The sequence below is a fragment of the Chitinophaga sp. YR573 genome (assembly GCF_900110995.1).
In the GTDB taxonomy this organism is placed as follows: domain Bacteria; phylum Bacteroidota; class Bacteroidia; order Chitinophagales; family Chitinophagaceae; genus Chitinophaga.
Genome location: NZ_FOJF01000002.1, coordinates 1,145,673 through 1,169,776, shown reverse-complemented (window position 1 = coordinate 1,169,776; position 24,104 = coordinate 1,145,673). Strand labels below are relative to the sequence as shown.

Below are 24,104 nucleotides of genomic sequence, written 5' to 3'. Positions count from 1 at the left end.
CAAAAAATTTAAAACGTTCTTTTTAATAAGTGATGTTTAACCCTACAGTGAATCCTCTTAAAACAGGTCTTCCACCTATTACCAATCCTAAAGGAGTACCATCACTGGCATTGGCTTCAGGGTCCCATCCTTCCCAGTTGGTCCAGGTATACAGGTTTTTTCCGCTCACATACAGGTTGATAGATTGCGCTTTAAATCTCTTCAGCAGGCTGGCAGCCAGGTTATAGGAAATAGATACATCCTGTAACCGTACAAAACTCCTGTCCTGGTACATGTTAGGTTCTATTTTAGCATGAGATCCTGAAATATTCCGGGGATATTTACCGGTTGGATTTCTTGGGGACCAGAAGTCTATTCCCTGCAAATTATTTACCCTTATGCTATTGTCTTCACGGAAAAATGATGGGTTATTATTTCCGAGGAAACCATCACTGCCGCCCTGTACTGAGTTCAGGAATATGCTGACAGCAAAAGCTTTGTAGGAGAAATTCTGGAATAAACTCATACGGTATGCAGGCTCCTGTCGGCCCAGAAAAACCCTGTCGGCCTGCTGCGTAATATCGTTATCCTTATTCTGGTCTACTATTCTGAGAGAACCTACCGGGAAACCTGGGATTCTTGTGTCGTTGAGCTGGTAAATGCCATCTAATTTATAATCATAGATAGTGCTGATGGATTTGCCTATAAACAGGCCACTTGATACCAGATCATCTTCTTTTCCATCTTTATTGGCATCCACACCCGTCAGCGAAATGATCGTGTTCTTGTTGGTGGAGAAATTGAATGTTGCTGACCATTTGAATTTTCTTGTATCCACCACATTATAAGTTATCGCAGCTTCAAAACCGGTATTACGGATCTGGCCAAGGTTAGTTGTAATACTGTTAAAACCTGTAGCAGCAGGGATTGCCACACTGTAGAGCAAATCGTATGTATTGTTCCTGTAATAGTCAAGGCTACCACTCAGTCTGTTATTGAAGAGTGTAAAATCAGTTCCTATATTCAGTCCTTTAGTACGCTCCCATTTCAGGTTATCGTTACCCAGGGAAGTTACCTGCTGGCCGAAAGCGGTAGTACCGCCATCTCCATATACATATGCTGCATTACTTGTAACCCTGGCGATAGAAGTGTAGCGGGATGTCTGGTTTCCGTTTACACCATAACCCGCGCGTAGTTTCAGGGAGTTAATCGCGGTGAACCTTTTCATGAACTCCTCTTCTGATACTATCCAGCCAAGTGCCAGAACAGGGAATGTGGCATATTTATAGTTTTTGGCAAAACCTGAAAACCCATCACGGCGAAGTGTGGCGGTTAACAAATACCTGTCATTGAATTTATAATTCACGCGGACCATCTGATAGGCCAGCGATTCTTTCCACGCATTGGAACGTGCAAACTGATTGGCCCCCTGTCCGAGGTTATTATAGCTCAAAGTAAGCCGTGGAAAGCCTGTAGCCTCAGAAAAAGTGCTGTCTGCTTTTCTTTCTATTGCACCATATACCAGCGTGGCGGTGATATCGTGCTTACCAAATTTTTTAGAATAAGTAAGGATATTGTCAAAGGTGTAATCGTAATAATTGTGATTATACTTGTAGGCCCTTCCCGTTTGACCAGCATCATAAATACTGGAATAAAAATGTTTTGATTGCTGGTAGTTATTACCAAAATTCATGCGGTAATTAAGTCCTTTTAAAAAAGGTACATCTATATCTGTGTAAATATTTGCAAAATAATAGTTGTTTCTATCGTAGTCGTCTACGTAGTAGGTACTAAATGGATTTGGTTCCAGCGTATTCATTGGGAACGGTATCAGTTTACCGGTATTATCATACGGAACAATCAGGGGGGTCATACGCTGAATGCTGCCAAAAGATGGTTCTGCCCCATCCTGGTTTACAAATGCCCCGGACGAGATAAGACCTACTTTCCACCAGCTGAGAGGTCTTGTTTCTATATTAGCGCGTATTGATTTCCTTTTAAATTTATCGTTTATAATAAACCCTTTCTGATCAACAAAACCACCGGATAATAAATAGGTGACTTTATCTCCGCCACCGGAAATACTCAGGTTATTCTCAACGATAGCGCCGGTGTTCGTACCTTCTTTAAACCAGTTATAGTTATTGGGAAGCAGGTTTCCCTGGCCATCCAGGATACTATTATCTGCCACGGACTCAATTTTAAAGGCCGGATTAGGTTCTGTATAATTCGGAGCGAGATAAGCCTTGTCGTAAAAGGCTTCTTTCAGATAAGCCAGGTAGCCATCCCTGTCATACGGTTTTAAGTTTCCGATGGTAGGATGTTGAGTGGTATACGCACTGGAAAACATGATCTTTGGCTTCTCATTGAGATGACCTTTCCTGGAAGTAATAATAATAACACCATTAGCAGCCTGCGCACCATAAACAGCGGTAGAACTGGCATCCTTCAGTACATCGATGCTTGCGATATCATTCGGATTGATGGAAGAGAGTGAACCGATATACTGAACACCATCGAGAATAATCAGTACATTCTGATTACCATTCAATGTTACACGCCCCCTGATAGAAATCGGTGGTGTTGCGCCGGCAGAAGTGGAGATACCGACATTTAGTCCGGGTACTGTACCCTGCAGGAACTGACCAATATTCGTATTCGGAGCCTGACGTAAAGATTCCAGGTTTACACTTGCCACGGAACCGGTAAGGTCTTTCTTCTTTTGTGTACCATATCCTATCACTACTATTTCTCCCATATCTGTTGTGGAAGAAGTTAGTTTAACATTTATCTCTGTTTTATCTCCTATTATAATGTCCATATTGGCATAACCAATGCTTGAGATGATAAGTATATCACCTTTGGCCGCGACGATAGAGAATTCCCCGCTATTGTTTGTTGTTTTCCCTTTATTAGTGCCTTTTACCACTACAGAGGCGCCGATAAGTGGCTCGCCGGTATCTGTAGTAACCTTCCCGTGGATCGTTTTATCCTGAGCGGATAATGGGGTTGGCCTGGTCAGTAGACAGGCCGCAAAAAGAATAAACGTCAGCAGCCGGACTATATTCATTTTGCTTTTTAATTTTTCAGTTGTTTTCATAACTAATGTGGCTTTTAAAATAATTATTATCAGAGCGTAGAAACTGGCTATAGAGACATTACCTCAGAAATGACGGCATCCTGGAATAAAGGAAATCGAGGATCACAATTAAGTTCTTTCATAACGTCGTTTTATTAAATTGCTGGCAGTCGTGGAGATCGTGTTATGAAGACGAATATAGGAAAAAATCAGAAAAACGCAACCGATTGCATTTTTATATCTAAAAAAAGTTCGTTTCCTTTGATAAATAAGCCTGAATAATATGCCTGAAGACCGGGAAGTAACCATATATGACATAGCCAAGCACCTGAATCTGTCGGCAGCCACTGTTAGCAGGGGGTTGAATGACAATCCCATGATCAGCAAAAGCACCAGGAAGAAAATTGTTGACGCGGCAAAATCACTTGGTTATCAATCAAATACATTTGCCAGCAGCCTGAGAAGCAAGCAAACCCATACGCTTGGGGTGCTGGTACCACGTCTTAACAGCCATTTTATGTCATCTGTACTGGCTGGTATGGAAGATGTAGCCAACAGGCATGGTTACAATCTTATTATTGCGCAATCGCTTGAGGATGTAGAGAAGGAAAAGCTCAATGCAGCGACGATGTTCAATAAGAGAGTAGACGGACTTTTGATCTCCCTTTCCTATAATACTAAGGAAATCACCCATTTAGATCCGTTTTTCCAGCGAAAGATACCTGTTGTCTTTTTCGACCGTGTTCATGCCCATAATGAAAGCACCTCTATCGTTATTAATAATTTCAGCGCGGCCTATACTGTTACCAAACATCTTATAGAGCAGGGTTGCAGAAGGATTATGCACCTGGGAGGTAATGTATTAAGGAATGTTTATCAGGAGCGGCTTAGTGGCTACCAGCTGGCGCTTAAGGACTATAATCTGCCCTTTATCGAACAATTTCATTTAACCAGTACGCTTTCAGAACAGGCCGGGATAGATGCTGCCAGGTATATACTGGGTTTACCCCCTGAAGAGCGTCCGGATGCCGTATTTTCGGCTAATGATACCGCAGCAGTATACTGTATGCTCACCCTTAAAGCTGAAGGCCTCCGTATTCCTGAAGATGTGGCATTTGCAGGTTTTAATAATGACCCTATCAGCAGGGTTATCGAACCAAACCTCACTACAATTGACTATCCGGGAGATATTATAGGCAATACGGCGGCTACCAATATCATTAACCACCTTAAGGGAGTCAGCAATCTATATACTACCAATTCCATTACACTACGTGCTGATTTAGTTATCAGGGCCTCCTCCCTGAAAACAAATTATAAAAATTGATTTTTTTTACGATCTTTAGCAACCGATTGCAGGTATGAGGTAAAATAACACGTTATGATTTTTACACTTTCACAGTGGCGGAACCTCCTGCCGTTACTTACTAAACCGACTAGATAAAGATGATAGCAACGAAAAGAAAATTAGCAATTGTTACAGGTGGCGGATCTGGCCTTGGTTATGCCATCGCCGAAAAATTTGTACAAAAAGGAATTCAGGTCATTATTGCAGGAAGAAACAAAGAGAGACTGGACAGTGCACAACAAAAACTGGGCGACTTATGTCATGCCATATCATGTGATGTAACTGATCTTGCATCTATTCCTGTTTTTGTTCAGGATGTAGTTGAGCGTTATGGTCAGATTGATATATTGGTGAACAATGCAGGTGCCAATATGAAGAAAGAATTTACGGAAGTAACCGATGAGGAGTTCCAGAGAATAATCCTTACGAATCTTACCTCTGTTTTTTCTATGAGTCGTGAGGTAACGAAGAATATGTTGCAGCATAAGTCGGGTTGCATTATTAATATCAGCTCCATGGCGGCCCAGTATGGAATACCTAAAGTGATTGCCTATTCTGCCAGTAAAACGGCCATTGACGGTATGACCAGAGCCATGGCAGTTGAACTCTCTTCCAAAGGGATACGGGTAAATGCGATTGCACCAGGATTTATCTATTCCGAAATGACAGCGAAAGCATTAGATGATGATCCCGAAAGAAAAGCAAAGGTATTCGGACGAACACCTATGGGAATTATGGGGCAACCCGCTGATATAGGCGAGGCCGCATATTTCCTTTCCAGTGATGCCGCAAAATTTATTACAGGCATCGTGTTACCCGTGGATGGTGGAAACAGTATTGGTTTTTAAAACTCATTAACCCATGAAACGATTCATATCTTTCTTAACAGTAAGCTTGCTGGCTATTTGCTGTCATGCGCAATCAATCATTACTGATAAAGCATCCAATGAGACATTTTCTCTTGCTGATGCAGTGATCTGTGTAGATCCTAACGACTATGAACTGGTGCGGCAGTCAGCCATCTGTCTGCAGAAAGATATTGAAATGGTTACCGGGATTAAGCTACCCATTACGACAACAATACCACAAAAAACGGCTATTATAATTGGCTCTGTACAAAGATCAGCGCTTGTCAAATCTGTTGATTTTTTAAAAAACAAATGGGAAGGGTATGTTATAAAAAGCACTGGCAACAGTCTGATTATAACTGGAAGCGACAGAAGAGGAACAGCTTATGGTGTATTTGAAATATCCAGGCAATTGGGCGTATCGCCCTGGTACTGGTGGGCAGATGTACCTGTAAAAAAGAAAGAAAATATATTCGTCAAGAAAAATGTATCCATCAGCGATGCCCCTAAAGTAAAATACCGTGGAATTTTCATTAACGATGAAGCGCCTGCATTATCTGGTTGGAGTAAAGAGAAATTTGGTGGCTTTAATCATCAGTTTTATGAAAAAGTGTTTGAACTTATCTTAAGATTGAAAGGAAATTACCTGTGGCCGGCAATGTGGGGAAATGCTTTCTATGATGATGATTCACTGAATATAAAAATGGCTGATAAATATGGGATAGTGATTGGAACTTCACATCATGAGCCTCTGATGAAAGCACATGATGAGTGGAGAAGATACGGAAGTGGGAAATGGAACTATGACAGCAATGAAGTGAAACTGAAAGCATTCTGGCGGAGTGGCATGCAAAGAGCCACTAATGAAAAGATAGTAACAGTGGGAATGCGGGGTGATGGAGACGAACCTATGTCCAGAGAAACGGCTACTGCATTACTGGAAAAGATAGTGAGTGATCAAAGGACAATCATTGCTGATGTAACCGGTAAACCTGCCAATGAAACACCTCAGCTTTGGGCCTTATACAAAGAAGTACAGGATTATTACGACAAAGGCATGAGAGTTCCGGATGATGTAACGTTATTACTTTGTGATGATAACTGGGGGAATATCAGAAAATTGCCGAAAGTGAATGAAAAACCAAGAAAAGGCGGCTATGGTATTTACTATCATTTTGACTATGTTGGTGACCCAAGAAATTATAAATGGCTTAATACAAATCCATTACCCCGTATCTGGGAGCAAATGCATTTAGCCTGGGAATATAATGTAAAGCAAATATGGATCGTAAATGTAGGAGATATTAAACCCATGGAGTTTCCTATTTCCTTTTTCCTGGATTATGCCTGGAACCCGGATAGGATCGAAGCCAATGATTTGCAAAGCTACAGTGAGAATTGGGCAGGTGAACAGTTCGGTAAACAGTATGCAAAAGATATTGCTGAAATATTGAGCAAATATGCGAAGTACAATGCCAGGAGAAAACCTGAATTGCTGGATGCCGGCACGTATAGCCTTAGCGAATGGCAAACTGTAGTCAATGATTATAATAATCTTCGCAAAAAAGCTGAAGCGATTGGAGATGCATTGCCTGCGGAATATCAGGATGCCTACTTCCAGCTTGTATTACATCCTGTAAAAGCATGTGCCAACCTGAATGAATTATATTACAATGTGGCATTGAATAAAAACGCCTATACCAACAAATGGAAAGAGGCAAATGTGTATGCAAACAATGTCAAACAACTTTATGCCAATGATTCTGCCATTACTGATCAATATCATCAGCTGAATAATGGCAAATGGAATCACATGATGAGCCAGACCCATATCGGCTATACCTACTGGCAACAGCCGGAATGGCAAAAAATGCCTGATGCATTTTATGTAAATGCCGATTCAGCCATATCAAAAAAAGAATCAGGAACAACTGATTTAATGAGGGCTAAAATTCCGGCAGGTACAGTGGGAAATGTATTTCAACAGGTAGAAAAAAGCGGGATTTCAATTGAGGCTGATCATTATACCAGGGCAATTAACACGGATAAAATAAAATGGCAGATACTGCCTGATCTTGGCAGGACAGGCTCCGCCATCAGCACTTTCCCGGTTATAGCTGCATCTGAAGGGCCGAAACCTGTACTGGAATATGAGATTTATACTTATAGCAAAGGCGACTTTTCCCTCAATACTTACCACTCTCCCACCCTGAATTTCCAGAATACAGATGAGGGTTTACAATATGCTATTTCAGTGGATGATGAAACGCCACAGATCATCAGTATCAATAAAGACTATAAAGTTACCAGTACCTGGTATAAATGGGTGGCTGAAAATATCATTATCAAATCAAGCAAACATAGAATTGATAAGCCGGGAAAACATGTTGTAAAATACCGGATGGTAAGTCCGGGTGTTATTTTACAGAAACTGGTGCTAGACTTTGGAGATACGGAGCCGAGTTTCCTGGGGCCTGCGGAAACCATTGTAAATGCAGTGCCATCACTGAAAAAGGTATTCAGTAATGATTTTGCCATCGGCACAGCATTGAGTGCCGCACAGATAGAAGGTAAAGATCCTAAAGCCTCATTGCTGGTGCGTCAGCAATTCAATATGGCCACTCCGGAAAATATCATGAAAGCCGAAATCATCCACCCAGAATGGGACAGGTATAATTTTGAGCTGGCTGATAAGCTAATCGAATACAGCAAGAAAAATGATCTTAAGATCAATGGACATACTTTGATCTGGCACAGCCAGTTACCTGCATTTGTCCATAAGATCCAAAGTGTGGATTCATTTAAGCTGTTTTTTTCTAATCATATCAACACTATAGCAAGCCGTTACAAAGGGAAGGTTTTTTCATGGGATGTAGTGAATGAAGCACTAAATGAAGATGGTACCATGCGCAAATCCATTTTCCTTGATAAACTTGGAGATGATTATGTTACAGAGGCATTCAGGCTGGCACAGGCTGCATCACCCAATACAGAGCTTTACTACAATGATTATAACAATGAACAACCGGCTAAACGTGCAGGTTGCATTGCATTAATCAAAAAGATACAGGCAGCTGGCGTACGCATTGATGGTGTAGGTATACAAGGCCACTGGCATGCTGGTAAAATTCCGCTGAAAGAAATTGAAGAGAGTATTCTGCAATATGCAGCCCTGGGACTGAAGGTAATGATCACCGAGCTGGATATAGAAGTATTACCCCGCAACTTTCAGGGGGCAGATGTGAGTCAGACTATGAAAGGCAGCCCCTCAATGAATCCTTATGCAAACGGTCTTCCTGATAGTGTACAGCAACAACTGGCCAGCGATTACGAAGCATTGTTCCGGCTTTTCTTAAAACATAAAGATGTAATAGCAAGAGTAACCTTCTGGGGAGTGAATGATGGCCAAAGCTGGCTGAATGACTGGCCCGTGAAAGGCAGAACAAATTACCCATTGTTATTCGACAGAGACTTTAACCCCAAACCAGCCTTCTACAAAGTGATAGCAACTAAAAAATAAATCCACGTATAAAAATGGAAAACAACCCTTCACAAAAATTGTCCGTACTTGAAAAAGTAGGTTACAGTCTGGGCGACCTTGCTGCCAATCTTATCTTTCAAACAATGATGGCATTCCTTGCATTCTTCTATACCGATATTTATAAGATACCACCTGCAAAAGCCAGTCTGGTTATGCTGACAGGCGGTTTTTTCGGTGCCTTCTTTAATCTCATCATGGGGGCTATTGCCGACCGGACCCAAACAAAATGGGGAAAATTCCGTCCCTGGGTATTGTGGACAGCCATTCCTTTTGGTGTTATTGCGCTGTTGACTTTTTCCACTCCTGATTTTAATGAGAGCGGTAAAGTGGCGTATGCTTTTATCACCTATTTTTTACTGGTCATTATTTATTCAGCAAATAATCTTCCCTATTCGGCATTAAGCGGTGTGATGACAGGTGATATGAAAGAAAGAAACAGTCTTTCCTCTTATCGTTTTGTATCTGTGATGGTCGCACAATTTATCATCCAGGTGTTATTATTACCATTGGCCATTTCTATTGGTCATGGAGATAAAGCCGCAGGTTTTGAAAAGGTTATGTTCGTATTTGCCATTACAGGTGTGCTTTGTTTTTTTATCACGTTCTTAACTACCAGGGAGAGAATAAAGCCACCCAAAGAGCAGAAAACACCTTTAAAACAGGATCTTTCTGACCTCTTTAAAAACAAGCCCTGGTTGATTATGCTGGCGCTTACAATATTGGTTTTCATTACGCTTTCATTAAAAGGCGGAATGAATATTTATTACTTCAAGTATTATCTTACAGAGGCAAGTCAGATAGATTTTTTACACCGTATCGGCTTTAATAAAATGATTGACAGTCTTAGTAATATATTTGGAGATGTTGCATTCGAAGAATTCCGCAAACCCGATGGAGCTCCCTATGCCACAGCAAGTATTACCAGTGCAGCCAGCACGGTTGCCATGATCCTTGGTATATTTTTCTCCAAACCACTGGCCGATAAATTCGGTAAACGAAATGTTTTTGGCATTTTCATCAGCATCTCTGCGTTGTGTCTGATACTGATCAATTTTTTATCGAATACCGCTGTATCTGCTGTGTTTGTTTTACAATCATTGCATGGTTTTATTTATGGTATCACTATTCCGCTGTTGTGGGCAATGATCGCAGATGTGGCCGATTATAGTGAATGGAAAAATAATCGCCGGGCTACTGCTATCATTTTCTCTGCCATGATATTTGGTCTGAAAGTGGGGTTAAGTCTTGGTGGTGCTGTATCAACAGCATTGTTAAGTGTGTTTAACTACGATGCCAATGCTGCACAACAAACAAGCACTGCAGTGAATGGTATCAAACTATTGATAAGCGTCATTCCAGGTCTTATATTCATTGCAGGTGCCGGATTATTATTTGGTTATGCGATTGATAAAAAAATGGAGATTACCGTTGAGAATGACCTGAAAGCAAGACGCGCTTAATTAAAATTGAATTTATTATGCCTGAAGATCCAATTGAACACATAGACTTTGATTATCTGAATAAAAGGGCTATCTCTCAGCCACTGGTAACACATATTTATACTGCCGATCCATCAGCCCATGTATTCGAAGGGAAAATATATATTTATCCTTCACACGACATTGATAACGATATACCATTCGACGACCTGGGTAGCCATTTTGCGATGGAGGATTATCATGTTATTTCTATGGATAGCCCGGATGATAAAGCTATCGATCATGGCGTTGCCCTGGACATAAAAAATGTTCCCTGGGCAACACGTCAGATGTGGGCACCAGATGCTGCTTTCAAAAATGGAAAGTATTACCTGTATTTCCCTGCGAAAAGAGCAGATGATATTTTCCAGATTGGAGTAGCTGTTGGTAACTCTCCGGCAGGGCCTTTTATTGCAGAGCCAGCGGCTATACATAACAGTTATTCTATAGACCCAGCTGTATTTACAGATGATGATGGAACGACTTATATGTACTTTGGAGGGTTATGGGGAGGACAATTACAGTCATACCGCAATAATGTATACAATGAAGGCTACCGCGAGCCTCTTCCCCATGAGCAGGCGTTAGGCCCCCGTATGGCCAAACTCACAGATGATATGCTTGAGTTTGCAGAAGCGGTGAAAGAGCTGATTATTACCGACGAAAAAGGTGATGCTTTGCTAGCAGGTGATAATGACAGGCGATTTTTCGAAGCCAGCTGGATGCATAAGTATAATGGTAAATACTATTTCTCCTATTCCACCGGTGACACACATTTTCTTTGTTATGCGATTGGTGACACTCCCTATGGACCATTTCAATATGGTGGACGTATCCTGAATCCTGTTGTAGGCTGGACATCCCATCATTCTATTTGCCAGTTCAATGACAAGTGGTATTTGTTTTACCACGACTCAAGTTTATCCAGGGGAGTGACGCACTTAAGGAGTATCAAAGTCACTGAACTAATACACGATGAAAACGGGTATATAAAAACGATAGATCCTTATATCTTTTAATGATCCTTCTATGAAAAGATTAATCATCATTCCATTTTTATTCTCCTTATTCAACGGATTGGCGCAGGTGAAACTACCCAGACTTATAAGGGATAGTATGATACTCCAGAGGGATGAAAAAATAAAATTGTGGGGATGGGCATCTGTCAATGAACGGGTGCAAGTCCGCTTCAATGGCAAAGTGTATAAAACAAAAGCTGATGCAGACGGTAACTGGATGGTGCATTTACCTCCCACTAAAGCCGGAGGCCCCTATAGTATGGATATTATAGCGGGCAATAAAATTACCCTTCATGAGATATTGTTTGGTGATGTATGGTTTTGCAGTGGTCAGTCGAACATGGTCCACCAGATGAATATTCATGATGTCACGTATGAACGTGATATTGCTGAAGCGAATTACCCGCAGATCAGACAGTTCTGGATACCCACACTGACAAGCTTTTCAGGGCCTCAGACCGACTTACCCAGTGGATACTGGAAATCTGCTGTTGGCGAAGAAGTGAGGCCATTTTCAGCAGTAGCGTATTTTTTCGCAAAGAAAATCTATGAAAAATATAAAGTACCTGTAGGTATCATCAATGCCAGTGTAGGTGGCACACCTATAGAAGCATGGATAAGTGAGGATGGCCTGAAAGATTTCCCGGCACTGATTGCAACAAAAGACACTTTTAACCGGAAGCCTTTATTACCCGCCCTTCCGGCAGATGCAGGAATGGTGAACACACCTAAATGGTATGATCCGGCACTTATGCTGAAAGGATGGCGCAATATTCATATTCCCGGTTACTGGGAAGACCAGGGAATTAAGGATTTGAACGGTGTGGTATGGTATCGTCGGGAAATGCAGATCCCTGCTTCCATGGCCGGTAAACCTGCCAAAGTGTTCCTGGGAAGAATTGTGGATGCGGATGAGCTTTACATTAACGGCAAAAAGGTGGGCAGTACTGGTTATCAATATCCCCAACGCAGGTATCAGGTACCTGCGGATGTATTGAAAGCAGGCAAGAACGTATTTGTTGTTCGTGTGACCAATAACAGCGGTAAAGGTGGCTTTGTACCGGATAAACCTTATTGCATTTTTTCAGGTGCTGATACGGTTGATTTAAAAGGTGACTGGCAGTACAAAGTAGGCGCTGTTTACCGGCCTTTTACGGGAGCACCTGTACTAATTTCTCAAAATCAACCAACTACTTTGTACAATGCTATGGTAGCCCCGGAAATCAATTATGCAATAAAGGGATTTTGCTGGTACCAGGGAGAAAGCAATACAGCTCAGCCAAAGCAGTATCAAAAGTTATTACCTGCCCTGATCAATGACTGGCGGATTAAATGGAATCAGGGCTCTCTCCCCTTTTTGTATGTACAATTGCCCGGGTTCATGGAGTACAACTATCTGCCATCAGAAAGCAATCTGGCAATATTGAGAGAATCACAACTCAAATCACTATCTGTTCCTAATACTGCTATGGCTGTAACTATTGATCTTGGTGAATGGAATGATATTCACCCCGATGATAAAAAAGACGTTGGAGAACGCCTTGCACTTACAGCTATGAAAGTGGCTTATAAAGAAAACATTACGTACACTGGTCCTCTTTATCAATCATCTGTCATTGAAGGAAATAAAATCATTATCAGCTTTACCAATACCGGTGGAGGATTAATAACTATAGATGGAGATATCCCATCAGCATTCGCGATTGCAGGTGCTGATAAAAAATTTGTTTGGGCCAATGCCCAAATAGAAGGTGATAAAATAATCGTATGGAGTGATGAGATCGCTGAACCTTTATACGTTCGTTATGCCTGGGCAGATAATCCCGTAAACCCTAATTTATTTAATAAGGAAAGATTACCTGCATCTCCTTTTAGAACTGATGAATAAATAGTATTGTTCCCTTATTTAATTAGCGGTACCGTGTTCTTTATATCATTTATGCCCAGCAGCTTCTGTAAAGCAATAGCAGAATCATGATGCCTGCGTAACATTGTCAGGTTGTCATTAGCGAAAGTCATTATCTGCAGATCAGTTCCCTTTCTTCCTTCTTTTTCGAATTCATCAATGTCGTCTTTATGATCGCTGACCATTGCGTGGATATAAGTCTTATCGAAGTTCACACCCTTTTTCTTTCGCAAATTGTCTATTACTTTTTGTTGATGGTTGGATACGGTAGCCGGAAGAGTCACATTCTTCGAAGAAGCCAGATCTTTCAATGTTATACTTCCTTCACCATGATCTTTAATCATCATGGCCCCAAATGCTTTTACCCGTTGATTAGTGGAATTACTTTGTGCCAGCTGGCCCAATTGAACCTCCATCATTCCCCCGCTGGCAGCATTCACCAGAAAATCAGCATCTGCTTTGGATGGGCTTGCAGCAAGTGAATTGCCGGAGCGCTCTGTGCCTTTAATCTTTGCAGCATTAGAATCTTTTGCATTTTTCACACTATCAGAAGAACTATTATTACAGCTAATAAAGAGGAAGATAAATGCCAGGCCCCGATAAAAATTAAGTAAATTTTTCATAGTGCCCTTTTCTCAGAAAAGGCACAAAACTTATGCCCATTTGAATAACAAAAAAGAGAGACTAATTTCCTCAAAATGATTTTATTTTTCCCCACCTGGAACAATATTGCTCGTAGAAAATCGCTAAGAAAAGCTGGTAAAGAAATGGCACAATTTTTATTGTTTTATTAGTAGAAGTTTCTTAAAGGGGTGGTCTTGAAAAACAGATCTGAGAATATACCCAATTAACCTGATCTGGATAATACCAGCGTAGGAAAAAAAGAAACGAGAAAGGGCTCCGGATACAAACGGAGCCTTTTTTATTTAGCAAGTATATTAGTTTTTTCTGTGTATAAGTACTCAATAACCATTGTGCTAAATCGAGTAAGCGACTTTAAATCCTTATATTTATAAGGTCACGTTATTATTCATTACATTAAGTATTAACCTATGAAACCCATTAACCCATCTGTTAAGACTGCAGTGGTGTGCCTGCCCCTGCTTCTTTTATTCGTCATGCCCTCAATGGCTCAGATAACATGGCCATCCGGTCAGCTTCTTCCTTCATTTCCTTCACCAGCGCAAACGCAGGACCTGATTATCCTTCGTGAAACGTCCACACCCATACATTGGGAAGGCGAAGGCCCCTCTCTTGGTCATAAGACAGGACGCTTAGAGACTGATGGCTGGCTTTGCCAAACTGGCATCGATGCCCCCAATGACCATATGATTTATGGCCCTTATGATACAAACATCCCGGCAGGACCAAATGTAGCTGAGTTTAGAATGAAAATAGATAACAATACAGCCAATAACGACCCGGTGGTGGATATAGATGTCAGAAATGCTACAACCGGCCAAATTCTGGCCTCCCAGACGATTACACGGCAACAATTTACTATAGCCTCGAACTACACAAGTTTTACTTTGCCCTTTACCATGCCGGCAGATAACCAATCGCTTGAATTACGTGTATATTGGCGTGGAGCAGCTTATATAAAGGTGGATTGGGTAGGTGTACAGCAAAATAACACCTCTCCTGAAATGTACCTGTTTGCTTCGTTAAAAGGCATCGTTAACAGAACTCAACCGCGCATCTTTTCCTATGAAGGTGATGCGTTTGCAGAAGGACAATATACCTGGCTGCAGTCGCTGGGATTAAACTGGTCTGAGCCTGCAGATAAGTGGGACCTCATTACTAAATATCGCAGCGAGCTATCCGGTTTGATCGTTTACGACCCCGCACAGATCCACACAGTTAACCTGGCCACAATGCTTGCAAAAGACAGGAAAGCGCTTATTGCCTCACCATCCTTGTTATCACGGTTAACATCAGCCCCCTATAATTTACCGGTATTACTCGATTTACGCGGCCAGTTCAACAGTAAGTTGCAGGTATACCAGACGATATATAACTCTTACTGGCCAAACGTTGACCACCGTGTATTAATAGGATTAAACCCGGAAGCACATAAAGCAGCCTTGCGTGAATATGCAACAGCATTAGGTGCCGCAGTTATCTGGCTGGACCCAAGTGTATCTGGTGAAAGTGAGTTACTAAACAGCTTTTTATCCTCTATGCCAGCTGGTTCCAACTTCATGGGATGGTGGCCTGAAGAAGGAGCAGGTGTAGGAAGGGCCTCCACCTATGGCATTGCAACTATAGCGAGTGACTGGGGCACAAACCTGACAATGCATAGTGGCATGCCCAGGACAGTAAATATTAAACCAACGCCTCCGAAACCGGCATTACAAAACAAGATTTATGTGGCTTTCATCTTAAGTGATGGAGACAACTTACAGTATGTGGAACATCTGATGCGCAAGCTCTGGAATAATCCTGACCGTGGCGCTGTACCAATGGGATGGACGCTTTCACCTGCCATGCTGGACGCGATGCCCGGAGCGCTAAACTATTACTGGCAGACTTCCACCGCTAACGATAATCTGATTTCTGGTCCTTCCGGTTATGGTTACACATATCCCAACAGCTGGCCTAATCAAAATTTGCTGAACCAGTTTGTTGCTAAAACCGATGAGTATAATCAGCGTGCTGGTTTCCGGGTTATTACCGTATGGAATACTATTACTGGCGGGATTAATCAGAATGTTGGACAAACCTTTGCCAGTTATGCACCATCATTATTGGGTGTAACAGCCCAGAATACCGGCGGCGGACTCACTATCTACAATAACAAACTTCCGGGAATGGCGCTTTCCTGCAATTACTGCACAAATGAACAGGCTATGAAGGATCATATTGCCTCTGCTGCTTCCGGATGGAATGGCACAGCCCCACGGTTCATTATCATACAGGCACAGCCCTGGCAAAATGTGACGCCTACAAGTTTTAAGAATGTAGCCAACTCACTTAACACAGATTATGTGGTGGTGCGTCCGGATCATATTTTCCAGCTTATCCGCGAAGCAAATGGGCTTTCAACGGATGCTGCGATGAGCAATTTAATGAAGTTATCACAAGCCATGATGGGAACGATAACTCCTGATTATCAGACACCTCCCTCCTGCCAGTAAATACGGCAGAAAAAGCCCGCAGATATTATATCTGCGGGCTTTTTTTATCATTTCGCTGCTATAGGTGCCTTTTTAAGCCTCCCCCATGCAACAAAAGCAGCAATAAATATAAAAACGATATTTAACCCGATTACGGAAGCTTCTCCCCTTGAAATATGGAAAACACTGGCGCATATCATCAGTAAGATAAACCCTATGGCAGACAATGGTGTAAGTTTAGGCTGGATACGAAGCAGGGAGGGCAATATCAATCCTATAGCTCCTAATAAATCTACTGTTCCTGTGAATTTAACCAGGCTAATGGGAACCTGACCAGTCCAGGGAAACATAGCAGACAATTTTTCAATGGGTAGTAGTAGTTTCACCGATCCGGCCCAGACTAAAAGAGCTGCCATTAATATCTGCGCAATCCAAAGGCTAAAGTTCATTGTTTTTGATGCTGTCATTTTATATTTATTAATTAAGGGACAAAAATATTTACATTAGCTATCTGAAAGAAAGCACTTCCTTATCGGATAGCGCTATCCAATTGTATAGTAATGGGAATAAAAACGATAAAAGAATGCTGACAGGAGAAAAATGCCCTACAAATATGCTCACTATAAGGGATGCATTAGAAGCACTGGAAGGAAGATGGAAGATCCTGATTTTATTTTCATTATCATCGGGCCCCAAACGATTTAAGCAAATATCAAAAGAGGTTGGCAGGATAACGGATAAAACACTATCCAAAGAATTAAAAAGCTTAGAGGGGAATCAATTGGTGAAAAGGGCTGTCCATGATACTTTTCCTCCAACGGTGGAATATACAATTACTGCACATGGAATGTCGCTGGAGAAAGTCATAGACGAGCTCCATCTTTGGGGGCTGGTCCATCGCAAAAAGATTATAGGAACGAATCCGGAAGAACAGCCGCTTTCTGCATAAGCTTGCTCACATGGCTTTCATCTGTCAATTCAAAATCAGCGGCTATTTGTTTCAGACTATATTGTCCGCTGTCTATCCGCTGCCTGATTAAGTTATTCCGGTAATTGCGAATATAATCCCGTAAAGTAATTCCTGCGTTTCTTTTAAAGTATAGCCCGATATAGTTACCGGTAATATTAAAATTCGTGGCTATGACATCGGCCTTTAGTTTATCAGGAGTATATATATGCTTATGTATATAGCAAAAAATGGCCTGCATGTCTTTACTACCATGTGCAACAGATTTAAGCTCTGGCATATTCCTTTGCAGAATATGGGATAACATTAAGATCTGCATCCAGATGAGTTGCCCGTTCATCAGCATATCATGCTTTAAATAAACGATCACATCAAAAATCAATTCAACCGTATGCCGGTCGTGATCATTTAACCTGAAACCGGATAAATGAGTTTCCCTGCTTTTTATTAAATACTCCAGATCCTGTACGCCGCTCCCCGATTGGTGAATATACATATCCGTAAATTTTAAAAAAATAAAGCGGGTAGGTTCGGCAATAGCGAAATAATGCGCTTCTTCCGGCCCAAGCAGGAATACATCGCCAGTCGAATAAGCCACAGGGACCTCGTTGATATGATGACTGCCTGATCCATGTTTGATGTAGATCAGCTCGTAATGATTGTGATTATGCACAGGATGCTGCCATTGGGTAACCTCGAAATCCGAAATGACTACTGGTTCAAACTGCCGGTAACGTTTCATATAAGAAATGTACAAAATTATATTAAATATATACAAATAGCCCTCATCGATATATCCTCACTTTGTATATCGAAAAGCAATTCAATGAAAACATTACAAAAGAATACAGCCCTTGTTGTGGGTGCCAACGGCGTGATTGGCAGCAATCTGATCGACTATCTTGAGACGCTTGAAAACTGGGAGATCATCGGGTTGTCCAGGCGCGGGGGAACAGATACCGGCAAAATCCGTTACATAACAGCAGACCTGCTTGACGCAGATGATTGTAAGAAAAAGCTGGCTCCATTATCGCACATTACGCATATTTTTTATGCGGCTTACCAGGATCGTCCGACCTGGGCGGAGCTTGTGCCTCCCAACCTGGCCATGCTGACCAACATCGTTAATGCTGTAGAGCCTATAGCTACAGGTTTACAACATATTAGCCTGATGCAGGGCTATAAAGTTTACGGCGCGCATTATGGCCCGTTTAAGACCCCGGCTAAGGAAAGCGATGCAGGGCACATGCCACCAGAGTTTAATGTAGACCAGCAGCAATTTCTTGAAGAACGCCAGCATGGGAAAAACTGGACATGGTCGGCCATCAGGCCATCGGTGGTTGGCGGTACAGCCCTGGGTAACCCGATGAACCTTGCGCTGGTGATTGCTGTTTATGCATCCATTTCAAAAGAGCTGGGCCTTCCGCTTCGCTTTCCGGGCAAGCCGGGTGCATATGATAAGCTCATGGAGATGACCGATGCCGGTTTGCTGGCTAAAGCAACCGTATGGGCAGCTACCAGCCCACAATGCGCCAACCAGGCATTTAATATCAATAACGGTGACTTGTTCCGCTGGAATGAAATGTGGCCCGCGATTGCCGGTTATTTCGGCATGGAAACCGCGCCTCCGATAGAGATGCCATTACAAACGATCATGGCTGACAAAACATCCCTGTGGCAGGCCATACAGGAAAAACACGGATTGGAAAAGCACAGCTATCAGGAGCTATCTTCCTGGGCCTTCGGAGACTTTGTATTCTCCTGGGATTATGATTTTTTTGCCGATGGTACTAAAGCCAGGCGCATGGGCTTTTATGAATTTATTGATACGGAAGTAATGTTTTATAATTTATTTGATGAGCTGAGGCAGAAAAAGGTTATTCCATAGAAAGAGTTTATACCACATTCAGTATGATCTTACCGTCGACTTGTTGTTGTATAAGTCGTTCGGCCGCTTCAGCCACGCTGGTCCAGGGCAGTTCAATGTCGATAGATGTATGAAGGCGCCCCTGGTCCACCAGGCCAATAAGATGTTCCAGTATAGGCGTACAGTCGGAAGGTACCTCACGACCCAGCCAGATACATTGTTTACGGTGAAATGGCCATCCGGAAGCCCGGACATTGAAAGTAGTCGGTTGACGGGCATTGTTCTATAAAATATGATTTTTTTATTTTACATTAGAGAAAACCCTCTAAATATGCAAAGCCAAACCAGTCAAATTCCCGTTGCTCAACCAGACTTGCATATAGGTATCGAATTAATAAACTTATCCTGAATAATCCCTTCTTTAATCATTAAAACTGCATATTATGAAAAAGCTGATATCCATTTTGCTCAACTGTTTTCCCTTGTTCGCTATTGCCCAACATCATCAGTTAGAAAAGATATGGCAAACGGATACTATTGTGGCCGTTCCGGAGTCCGTCTTACCCGATTTTAAGAAAGGTATCCTGTATATTTCATTGATTGATGGTGGCGGCTGGGATGCCGACGGCAAAGGAGGTGTAGGCAAACTGAACGTAGATGGAACAAACTATATTAGCAATTGGGTGACTGGCCTGAATGCTCCCAAAGGGCTTGGCAGATATGGGAACAAATTGTATGTTGCCGATATTACGAATGTGGCGGTAATAGAGATCACAACAGGAAAAGTAACAAAAAAAATTGCGGTGGATAGTGCAATGGCTCTTAATGACATCACTGTTACAGATAAGGGTATCATATTTGTTTCAGATTCCAGGCGAGCGCAGATATGGCGTATTGAAAACGATGTCCCCTCTCTTTACCTCAACAATGTAAAAGGCGCTAATGGTTTAAAAGCCATTGGGCAGGATCTTCTCTATGCTGAAGGTAAACTGCTTAAAAAAGTAAATGCGCAGAAACAAATCAGTCAAATTGCAGAAGTATCACAAGGTATTGACGGTATAGAGCCAGTGGGTAACGGAGATTATATAGTTACTGCCTGGGCAGGTTATATTTTTTATGTTACTGCTGGTGGCCAGGTAGAAACCTTGCTGGACAGTCATGCTGAAAAGATGAACACAGCCGATATCGGATTTGATCCTATTAAGCGGATAGTATTCGTACCTACTTTCAATGCTAAAAAAATAGTGGCGTATCGATTAAAATAATGAGAGGATGTAAAAAATAAACAAAGGCCCTGGGAATCACTTAAACAACTATCGGTCTCCATCGGGAACCCGAATAAGAAGGGGCTATATCAAAAGTATGATACAGCCCCTTCTTCAATATAAAATGTAAAATAGATTATGACGTTATTATAAATTTAGCTGCTGCCATTTCTGATGCACGTGCTATTCGTATGCATTCTCTTCTAGCCTCTTCTACATAGTCATTAATTCTTTCTCTCATAGCATGGTCTTCGGGAGAATTCATTATTCTCCTCTTGCCTTCTGCAGATAATCTGGCTATAACTTCGTCTCGTTCATTGATTTTAATTGCCATATCAGAACCCTTTTAAGTTATTGGTATATATATTAAACTCTCCTAAAGCTATTAAATTTTCCGCTAATTCTCTGCTGACATCATCCGGATAGTAAAAGCGATCATCATAACCGCTAACTACTAAAGCATCATAATTAATTAGTTTAAGTTCTGTAGCATTAATTATTATTAAACCTTTTGCTTTTTTTTGTTTTATCAGTTCTCTGGAAGAAATTTCTCCAACCCAAATAAATTTTGACATTGGAATGCCCAGAATAAAGGCTCTGAAATTACGCTGAAAACTCTGATCCTGAGATAAATAATCTTTATAGGATCGACTGGAAGTTAAAAAGATCCTAATAAAAAGTTCCGTACCCTCTGGAATATTAAATTGAGTTTCCAACAAGAGTTGTTTAATATATTTTTTGGCTAACAATGCATCCAAATAAATTTTAGGATATAACGGAACCAAAAAATGAATTATCTCACAGTTAGCCCAATCTAAATTTTGATAATACTGCACTGGTTGATCCAATGAAACGAGTTGATAAACCGGATAATTATCATCTACTGAGACAAAATCTCTTTCGATATCATCATTATCAATTATCTGAATCTTTCTTTGTTGTAAAATCCTGGCTAGTTTAGTATCCTGTTCCCTCTTGATCTGTAATTGATCAATTTTAACATTTGAGGTGCTCCTGTGTCCTATAATCAATACTACATGTCCTACCCCACCTCCATTATGAGCATTCGAAATAATCGCTATCAAGGGTAGCCCACTTTCGACATAAGTGGATAGCAAATTCTTGAACCCCTCACCAATTTCTGCTTTAGAATAGATCTTGGTCCCAAAACCAAATTCCCGCAGCGCATAACCCATCTGATCTACATTAAGTCCCTCGGACGGTATTTGCCGAAAACTGGAACGGTTTTCTAAAGTATTGATAATTGTAGATGGAGGAGCTAATTTGTATTCCGGATATTTGGATGCGAAATATTCCATAATCGCCCAAATGGAAGTCTCCGCGCATGTAATCGTTTCTGTATCCTGCGAAGAATGAGGGAAGCCTGTTACTTCAAATTTAACTGAACATACTGTTGACTGGAATCTGCCCATTACACATAAAAAATCATGTTGTACCAATGCTAAAGGTGAGATCACACTTCTACCAATAACATTGGGCAGGGTGGGCCTTAATATCATAAAACCCAGATACCTGTTTCTAAGGTCTGAGATTTGAGCCTGATCCCTGAACTGATCCATCATTACGTCTCCATTAAAAAGAGATAACCTGATGCAATCCTTTTTATAATTACTTAATTTGGAAGAAAAATAAGAATAATAACTATCCCTGTAAACCCTGTCTATATAGGGATATTCAATTACAAATCGGACATTGGGTTGAAACCTTTGAAAATGGGGGTGTACCCTTCGGTCATATACTTTTTCTGCCACCTCATGGGAAACTGAAAATTCATCCTTCATAAGTTCGATTAACTGATCGCGGACTTCTGATAAGGTACAGATAATGGTTGTAATGCTCATAAAAGTGAGACTTAATTTGGTTGTTAACAGTAGAAAAACAATGGTTACTTATTTGTGGGCTGTAATTTAATAAAATTTCGCAATACTGATAAAATTGTTTATTTCAGTACAAATTTATTTTAGGACATTGGAAACAACCGTTTTTCATAGCATTACAGAAATCTCCATCGTTATGTCCTAGTCATTGCTACTCTCTTTCAATGAATTAGGGTTTTATTTAATCAAGTTAACGATTTGGTAATATTGCAGGCATCCCTCTTTTCGTGTGTCCGTAGTATTCATAGTGTCGAATTGCACTACTTATCATTAAAAATTAAATGAACCCGCATGAAAAAGATCTGTTATTTATTCCTGTTTCTCTGTATTGGAGTTTCTCTGCAAGCACAAAAATTAATCAATACCGATTATGTCGTTAATGTGCTTAAGTCCCGCAAAAATGATCTGATCAGCGTTTGCGCTCACCGTGGTTACTGGCGTGAAAATGGCGTTCCCGAAAATTCATTGAAAGCTATTCAGCGTGCTGCTGATAACCAGATTGAAATGGTAGAGCTGGATATTAAACTCAGCTCCGACCAGCAACCTGTGTTAATGCACGACTGGAACCTGGGACGCACTACAGAACTCGGCATGGGCAGGAACGAATTAGTTAATAAATGGCCAAACGGTGCGCTGCAAAGCCTGCGATTGAAAGACAAAAACGGTAATCTCACCAACGAGCATTTACCTACCTTCCGGCAGGCACTGAGTTATATCCGCGACCATAAAATAGCCATTGTGGTAGTACTGGATATAAAGGACGCTCTCACAGCAAGGATTTGCTGGGAGATAATAAATGAAGGTGGTGGTTGGGCCAATGCCTGGGGTACACCTGCACGCCGCTGGGTGATCTTTAAAATGAATGCGCCCGTATTCCCTACTACAGATAACCTGGAGCATACTCTTGACCCTGTTCATTCTACCAGGGATTTATTGTATGTACCCGTTTACACAACCAATATGGTTGATAAAATCAATTGTATCGATCACTACAAACATTTCAGACGTACTAAATATTTTGTATCTGCCGAAGTGGATATTAAACAACGTAACGGGATTCAGGGAGATGTAATGACACAGGCCTGGGTAGATGATCATGCTACCTGTTGCTTCAATGCTATTCCGGATGCTGGAGGGAATCGTTTCTATAAAGCCAATGGTGAGTGTTGTTATACACTAAGCGAGTTGTATTACACGGCTAAAAGTGGCCAACGCGATACAGACGATAGAAGAGGTAGCTGGCAGTTTCTGACAGATATCGGCATCCGTTGGATAACAACAGATGAACCCATCAACCTGATAAATGATTACCTGAGCCAGCGAAACATCGGGTTCAGAAACACCAGCTATTACTATTCCAATGGAGGACGGGTAGCTGCTGATTCTCCTCAGGAAGATTCTCTGGATAATTCTCAGGATAAGATGGTATTAAGCAATATTGGCACAACTGAATCCAATTCTGGTATCAGCATTTATCCCAACCCTGCCAGCGATTTTGTAAATGTGAAATTTGTTTCCAATGCTACAGGTAAATTTCAATTTGAGATATTTGATCTGAATGGAAAACCTGTTTTAATTCAACAGCAAATGGTGATGAAGGGTAGTCAGGATGTGAGAATACCTGTTAAGCCGGCTATAACAACACCAGGGATTTATATAATGACAATTACTTCGGCTGATCAGTCAATGAGACGATCCTTTAAGATTTCGATTGTTAAATGAGATTAATCAAAAGTATTATTCAGCACAAGGCTCCTTACGGAGTCTTGTGCTTGTAGCAAATCTATCGAGAG

18 protein-coding genes and 1 riboswitch are annotated in these 24,104 nt (G+C 41.3%); of the genes, 11 read left to right on the top strand and 7 right to left on the bottom strand.

Going from position 1 to position 24,104, the window contains the following annotated elements:
• Positions 1-22: 22 nt before the first annotated feature.
• On the bottom strand, positions 23-3,079 hold the full coding sequence (locus BMW86_RS24550) for a SusC/RagA family TonB-linked outer membrane protein (RefSeq protein WP_218149210.1): 3,057 nt from the start codon (positions 3,077-3,079) through the stop codon (positions 23-25).
• Positions 3,080-3,341: 262 nt separating this feature from the next.
• On the opposite strand from BMW86_RS24550, the gene BMW86_RS24545 reads away from it, so the two are divergent.
• From BMW86_RS24545 to BMW86_RS24520, 6 genes are all read left to right on the top strand, one after another.
• Positions 3,342-4,385, top strand: coding sequence for a LacI family DNA-binding transcriptional regulator (locus BMW86_RS24545; RefSeq protein ID WP_089784952.1), 1,044 nt, complete (start codon positions 3,342-3,344; stop codon positions 4,383-4,385).
• Between the two features lie 119 nt (positions 4,386-4,504).
• Positions 4,505-5,254: an SDR family NAD(P)-dependent oxidoreductase gene (locus BMW86_RS24540; RefSeq protein WP_089784949.1), complete on the top strand. Its 750-nt coding sequence runs from the start codon at positions 4,505-4,507 to the stop codon at positions 5,252-5,254.
• Between the two features lie 13 nt (positions 5,255-5,267).
• Positions 5,268-8,774, top strand: a complete 3,507-nt coding sequence (locus tag BMW86_RS24535; RefSeq protein WP_089784947.1) for a glycosyl hydrolase 115 family protein — start codon at positions 5,268-5,270, stop codon at positions 8,772-8,774.
• Positions 8,775-8,788: 14 nt separating this feature from the next.
• Positions 8,789-10,255 (top strand): MFS transporter, encoded by a 1,467-nt coding sequence (locus BMW86_RS24530; protein ID WP_089784944.1) that lies wholly within the window; start codon positions 8,789-8,791, stop codon positions 10,253-10,255.
• Positions 10,256-10,272: 17 nt separating this feature from the next.
• Positions 10,273-11,292, top strand: coding sequence for a glycoside hydrolase family 43 protein (locus tag BMW86_RS24525; protein ID WP_089784942.1), 1,020 nt, complete (start codon positions 10,273-10,275; stop codon positions 11,290-11,292).
• 10 nt (positions 11,293-11,302) lie between these two features.
• Entirely contained in the window at positions 11,303-13,180 is a 1,878-nt protein-coding gene (locus tag BMW86_RS24520) for a sialate O-acetylesterase (RefSeq protein WP_089784939.1), read from the top strand.
• A 14-nt stretch (positions 13,181-13,194) separates the two neighbouring features.
• Here the strand turns inward: BMW86_RS24520 and BMW86_RS24515 are convergent, their stop codons facing one another.
• Positions 13,195-13,821, bottom strand: a complete 627-nt coding sequence (locus tag BMW86_RS24515; protein ID WP_089784936.1) for a DUF4142 domain-containing protein — start codon at positions 13,819-13,821, stop codon at positions 13,195-13,197.
• Positions 13,822-13,996: 175 nt separating this feature from the next.
• Positions 13,997-14,095: riboswitch (TPP riboswitch) on the top strand.
• Positions 14,096-14,250: 155 nt separating this feature from the next.
• Here BMW86_RS24515 and BMW86_RS24510 point away from each other — a divergent pair.
• Positions 14,251-16,335, top strand: coding sequence for a GxGYxYP domain-containing protein (locus BMW86_RS24510; protein WP_089784934.1), 2,085 nt, complete (start codon positions 14,251-14,253; stop codon positions 16,333-16,335).
• Between the two features lie 47 nt (positions 16,336-16,382).
• Here BMW86_RS24510 and BMW86_RS24505 read toward each other — a convergent pair whose 3' ends face one another.
• Positions 16,383-16,781, bottom strand: a complete 399-nt coding sequence (locus tag BMW86_RS24505) for a DoxX family protein (RefSeq protein ID WP_089784931.1) — start codon at positions 16,779-16,781, stop codon at positions 16,383-16,385.
• 116 nt (positions 16,782-16,897) lie between these two features.
• On the opposite strand from BMW86_RS24505, the gene BMW86_RS24500 reads away from it, so the two are divergent.
• Positions 16,898-17,263, top strand: a complete 366-nt coding sequence (locus BMW86_RS24500; protein WP_089784927.1) for a winged helix-turn-helix transcriptional regulator — start codon at positions 16,898-16,900, stop codon at positions 17,261-17,263.
• On the opposite strand, the gene BMW86_RS24495 is transcribed toward BMW86_RS24500, so the two are convergent.
• Positions 17,223-18,023, bottom strand: coding sequence for an AraC family transcriptional regulator (locus BMW86_RS24495; RefSeq protein WP_089784925.1), 801 nt, complete (start codon positions 18,021-18,023; stop codon positions 17,223-17,225). The genes BMW86_RS24500 and BMW86_RS24495 overlap by 41 nt on opposite strands.
• A gap of 84 nt (positions 18,024-18,107) precedes the next feature.
• On the opposite strand from BMW86_RS24495, the gene BMW86_RS24490 reads away from it, so the two are divergent.
• A complete protein-coding gene (locus BMW86_RS24490) occupies positions 18,108-19,169 on the top strand; it encodes an SDR family oxidoreductase (protein WP_089784922.1) in 1,062 nt (353 codons plus the stop codon).
• Positions 19,170-19,176: 7 nt separating this feature from the next.
• Here the strand turns inward: BMW86_RS24490 and BMW86_RS33395 are convergent, their stop codons facing one another.
• Complete coding sequence (locus BMW86_RS33395) at positions 19,177-19,320, bottom strand: zinc-binding dehydrogenase (RefSeq protein WP_410492572.1); 144 nt, start codon at positions 19,318-19,320, stop codon at positions 19,177-19,179.
• A gap of 271 nt (positions 19,321-19,591) precedes the next feature.
• On the opposite strand from BMW86_RS33395, the gene BMW86_RS24480 reads away from it, so the two are divergent.
• Positions 19,592-20,413, top strand: a complete 822-nt coding sequence (locus BMW86_RS24480) for an SMP-30/gluconolactonase/LRE family protein (protein ID WP_089784918.1) — start codon at positions 19,592-19,594, stop codon at positions 20,411-20,413.
• 136 nt (positions 20,414-20,549) lie between these two features.
• Here BMW86_RS24480 and BMW86_RS24475 read toward each other — a convergent pair whose 3' ends face one another.
• Positions 20,550-20,747 (bottom strand): hypothetical protein, encoded by a 198-nt coding sequence (locus BMW86_RS24475; protein ID WP_089784916.1) that lies wholly within the window; start codon positions 20,745-20,747, stop codon positions 20,550-20,552.
• A 1-nt stretch (position 20,748) separates the two neighbouring features.
• Positions 20,749-22,275: a hypothetical protein gene (locus BMW86_RS24470; protein WP_089784914.1), complete on the bottom strand. Its 1,527-nt coding sequence runs from the start codon at positions 22,273-22,275 to the stop codon at positions 20,749-20,751.
• Positions 22,276-22,602: 327 nt separating this feature from the next.
• On the opposite strand from BMW86_RS24470, the gene BMW86_RS24465 reads away from it, so the two are divergent.
• Complete coding sequence (locus BMW86_RS24465; RefSeq protein WP_089784912.1) at positions 22,603-24,033, top strand: glycerophosphodiester phosphodiesterase family protein; 1,431 nt, start codon at positions 22,603-22,605, stop codon at positions 24,031-24,033.
• Positions 24,034-24,104: the final 71 nt, after the last annotated feature.

Excerpts from the sequence above, each read along its gene's own strand:
- BMW86_RS24550 (WP_218149210.1), bottom strand. The coding sequence starts at position 3,079 with ATGAAAACAACTGAAAAATTAAAAAGCAAAATGAATATAGTCCGGCTG.
- BMW86_RS24545 (WP_089784952.1), top strand. The coding sequence starts at position 3,342 with ATGCCTGAAGACCGGGAAGTAACCATATATGACATAGCCAAGCACCTG.
- BMW86_RS24540 (WP_089784949.1), top strand. The coding sequence starts at position 4,505 with ATGATAGCAACGAAAAGAAAATTAGCAATTGTTACAGGTGGCGGATCT.
- BMW86_RS24535 (WP_089784947.1), top strand. The coding sequence starts at position 5,268 with ATGAAACGATTCATATCTTTCTTAACAGTAAGCTTGCTGGCTATTTGC.
- BMW86_RS24530 (WP_089784944.1), top strand. The coding sequence starts at position 8,789 with ATGGAAAACAACCCTTCACAAAAATTGTCCGTACTTGAAAAAGTAGGT.
- BMW86_RS24525 (WP_089784942.1), top strand. The coding sequence starts at position 10,273 with ATGCCTGAAGATCCAATTGAACACATAGACTTTGATTATCTGAATAAA.
- BMW86_RS24520 (WP_089784939.1), top strand. The coding sequence starts at position 11,303 with ATGAAAAGATTAATCATCATTCCATTTTTATTCTCCTTATTCAACGGA.
- BMW86_RS24515 (WP_089784936.1), bottom strand. The coding sequence starts at position 13,821 with ATGAAAAATTTACTTAATTTTTATCGGGGCCTGGCATTTATCTTCCTC.
- BMW86_RS24510 (WP_089784934.1), top strand. The coding sequence starts at position 14,251 with ATGAAACCCATTAACCCATCTGTTAAGACTGCAGTGGTGTGCCTGCCC.
- BMW86_RS24505 (WP_089784931.1), bottom strand. The coding sequence starts at position 16,781 with ATGACAGCATCAAAAACAATGAACTTTAGCCTTTGGATTGCGCAGATA.
- BMW86_RS24500 (WP_089784927.1), top strand. The coding sequence starts at position 16,898 with ATGCTGACAGGAGAAAAATGCCCTACAAATATGCTCACTATAAGGGAT.
- BMW86_RS24495 (WP_089784925.1), bottom strand. The coding sequence starts at position 18,023 with ATGAAACGTTACCGGCAGTTTGAACCAGTAGTCATTTCGGATTTCGAG.
- BMW86_RS24490 (WP_089784922.1), top strand. The coding sequence starts at position 18,108 with ATGAAAACATTACAAAAGAATACAGCCCTTGTTGTGGGTGCCAACGGC.
- BMW86_RS24480 (WP_089784918.1), top strand. The coding sequence starts at position 19,592 with ATGAAAAAGCTGATATCCATTTTGCTCAACTGTTTTCCCTTGTTCGCT.
- BMW86_RS24475 (WP_089784916.1), bottom strand. The coding sequence starts at position 20,747 with ATGGCAATTAAAATCAATGAACGAGACGAAGTTATAGCCAGATTATCT.
- BMW86_RS24470 (WP_089784914.1), bottom strand. The coding sequence starts at position 22,275 with ATGAGCATTACAACCATTATCTGTACCTTATCAGAAGTCCGCGATCAG.
- BMW86_RS24465 (WP_089784912.1), top strand. The coding sequence starts at position 22,603 with ATGAAAAAGATCTGTTATTTATTCCTGTTTCTCTGTATTGGAGTTTCT.